Genomic DNA, 3,204 nt, shown 5'->3' on the forward strand with positions numbered 1-3,204 from the left:
CCGCGTCATCTGCGGCTAAAAACGTTTGGTGGCCTATCGTTTCGGCAGCGCAAAAACCCTGTATTCGCTCGGTGCCGGAGGCGCGATCGGCGGATCCGTCACGAGGTTTGGCTGAGTGAGGTAACCGTTGCCGCCAACGGCGATGGCAATGTATTCGCGGCCGTCGACCTGATAAACGGCAGGGATGCCTTCGCTCGCTGCCGGAAGATCCGCCGTCCAGAGGACCTTGCCGGTCTCCTGATCGTAGGCGCGGAATTTTCGGTCCGAAGATGTCCCCGCCAGGATCAATCCGCCGGCAGTGACCGCGACGCCGCCGCGGGGCGCCTGGCTGCCGAGTCCGGTTTTGCTTTGCCGCTCGAGTGCCGTGATGCCGCCGTCGGGAACCTGCCACAAGATGGTGCCTTTGTTCAGGTCGTAAGCGGTCAATTGAGACCACGGCGGTCCGATCAATTCCATACCATTACAGGCGGAGTTCATAAAATTGATCGGCGAATTGTAGTGGATGAAATCGGGCTGGTTAATTGCCGGTTGTGCCGGCGTCGCTGGAGTCGCGGGCGCGCCTCGTCCGCTGCCCTGCCCCCGCGCGCCGCCTGCTCCCGGAGCCGCGCCCGGTCCGCCTCGCACGCCTGCCGTTCCGCGAGGCGCTCCCGCGAATGGACCTGTTCCGCAATCGGGACGCGGCGGCGCCGCTCCGCGCGGGGCGTTGGGTTCGACCAGCCGCATCAGCGTCGGCTGTTCATTGGAGACAATATAGAGCGTGCCTTTTGCCGGATCGACGGCGGACCTTCCCCAGTTCGATCCGCCATTGTGGCCTGGCATTTCGACCGATCCCTGAAAGCTTGGCGGAGTGAACAGGCCTTCGTTGCGGTAGGTTTTGAACGCCGCGATCACGGCCTCGCGCTCCGCTTCAGGGAGGTAGGGATTGATATCTTTCTCGGTAAAAGACTGCCGCGCGAATGCCGGAGGCTTTGTAGGAAAGGGCTGCGTCGGCCAGGATTCTTCTCCAGGAACATCCGACTTCGGCACGGGACGTTCTTCGATTGGCCACAACGGCTCTCCGGTCAGGCGATTGAACACGTACAAGAAACCAAATTTGGTGGGCTGAGCGACGGCCTCGACGGTGCGCCCATTATTCCGCACGGTCAGCAGCTTTGGCGCGGCCGGCAAATCGTAGTCCCACAGATCGTGATGCACGAGTTGGTAATGCCAGATCCGTTTTCCTGTATTCGCGTCCAGCGCGACCAGGCTGTTCGCGAAAAGATTCTGGCCGTGCCGGTTCCCTCCGTAAAAGTCATAGCGAGCCGTTCCGAACGGTACAAAGACAATGCCGTTCTTTTCGTCCACCGTCAGTTCGTTCCAGTTGTGAACGCCGCCTGCGGTGGGCAGCATTTCCTTCGGCCAGGTTTCGCTTCCGAATTCGCCCGGGCGCGGCACACTATGAAATGTCCATTTCAGTTTGCCGGTCCGGACGTCGAAGGCCCGGACGTCTCCCGGCGTGGAGTCGTAACTCGCCCCCGAAGCCGGCATCGACAGGATTACGGTATCTTGATAGATGCGTCCGGGGTTGCCCGTCGGCCGTCCAAGCCGCCGGTCGGAATCCGCGGCCGGATCGACTCTGCCATTTTCGCCGAACGACATGATCGTTTCGCCGGTACGCGCATTGATCTCAGAGAGGTATCCGCCGCTGACAAACACAATGCGCCGGTCGGAGCGGTCTTTGCTTTCCCAGTAGTTCATGCCGCGGGCGCCGGGGCCGCCTCCGTGGCTCCAGAGTTCCTTGCCGGTCGAGGCATCGAGAGCAACGATCGATCCGGATTTCGAGACATACATCGTCTTGTCCACGATGATCGGATCGAAGGTCAAGGCGCCGCCGCCAACAGGATAGGTCCACGCGACTGCAAGCTGCTGCACATTGGTCTTATTGATCTGCTTCAATGAGGAATACTGCGACGAATCCGAGCCGCCGCCGTACTCTTTCCACGTCTCGAAGGAACGCTGTTCGGCCGCGAACAACATGGATGAAGCGGCAAAAATCACCAATATGCATTTGCGCATCGGACCTGGCCTCCGGCAATGAACCTTTTTCTGCCGACATCATATTCCGCTAGTAATAAACCACCACGCGAAAGTATCCGGAGTTATCCCCCAGCACATCGTCATTGATCCCGAGATAAAGCCGGCCGGAGCTGCGCAAGCGGATGGCTCCATGCTCATTGCCGATGAAGAAGGGATCGGAGGCGGCGCTGGTGCGCGCGATCAAAGCGGCGCCGGGATGATTGGGCATGGGACGCGCGGCATTATAGGGTGAATTGGATTCGCCGCCAGGCCCAGCCGTGCGGCCCGGTCCCCATTTGATATTGCCGCTCGCTTCGAAATAAATGTTCTGACCGGACACGATGTCGATGCCGCTATCTGTCCATGGGGCATTGGCGACCACCATGATCGATTTCTCGCGCAGACCACGCGGTCGCGTTTGCTGCGAAGCCTGAGGCGATGGATTCCGGTCATTCCGATCATTCCGGTCCTCCCCGCCGAATTCAATTCCCTGAACATCATTGCGGTTGACCTGGCCGACCTGCCCGCTGAAACCGCCCTGCTGGAATTCGACGACACCGTTCTCAACCCGTATCAAACGCCCCTCGATGCGGCGCCCGTCTCGCAGTATCAGCGTGTCCGCATTGATGGTGGCTGCAGCCAGAAACAGAAGAATCGCAAAAGATCGACTCATATATTCCCCCTCCCGGACGTAAATAATATATAAGACACACGAGATTGCCCAATCGGTTCACGCTGTAAAAACTTCTCATTTTTCTTTCGTTTGGAACTTGTGCGCCAGTTCAAGCACGGCTCCGTCAAAGTCAAAGTTGTTTAGCCGCAGATGACGCGGATGACGCAGATGGGCGCATCAATAAGTCTTTTTCTGCGCCCATCTGCGTCATCCGCGTCATCTGCGGCTAAACCTGTCCCTGCAGTTCAAGCCATTCTTTGGGTTAGCTCGGGCTTTTGTGATAAAAGAAGAGCGCAGAAGCACTCCCGATTATGGGCATTCCACTGCAAATCGTTGATCGAGCGATAGGTTGCATTCTATGAAGCGGTTCATTTCCGTGAGCGCTCTTCTGGTTTTGATGGCATCTCCGGCGGTTATGCGGACCGGCACCGTGGCGCAGGCGGATCAGGCAGTTCAACATCGCGCGATGTTGACCA

The 3,204-nt window shown here is 58.7% G+C and carries 2 protein-coding genes; both read right to left on the reverse strand.

All coding sequences use genetic code 11. The features are described 5' to 3' along the window. Positions 1–33: 33 nt before the first annotated feature. Positions 34–2,055, reverse strand: coding sequence for a pyrroloquinoline quinone-dependent dehydrogenase (locus tag VGK48_27765; protein HEY2384990.1), 2,022 nt, complete (start codon positions 2,053–2,055; stop codon positions 34–36). A gap of 49 nt (positions 2,056–2,104) precedes the next feature. Continuing rightward, the gene (locus VGK48_27770) at positions 2,105–2,728 is read right to left on the reverse strand and encodes a hypothetical protein (protein ID HEY2384991.1); all 624 of its coding nucleotides are present in this window, start codon (positions 2,726–2,728) and stop codon (positions 2,105–2,107) included. Positions 2,729–3,204: the final 476 nt, after the last annotated feature.

Source organism: Terriglobia bacterium (assembly GCA_036496425.1).
In the GTDB taxonomy this organism is placed as follows: domain Bacteria; phylum Acidobacteriota; class Terriglobia; order 20CM-2-55-15; family 20CM-2-55-15; genus 20CM-2-55-15.

Excerpts from the sequence above, each read along its gene's own strand:
- VGK48_27770 (HEY2384991.1), bottom strand. The coding sequence starts at position 2,728 with ATGAGTCGATCTTTTGCGATTCTTCTGTTTCTGGCTGCAGCCACCATC.
- VGK48_27765 (HEY2384990.1), bottom strand. The coding sequence starts at position 2,055 with ATGCGCAAATGCATATTGGTGATTTTTGCCGCTTCATCCATGTTGTTC.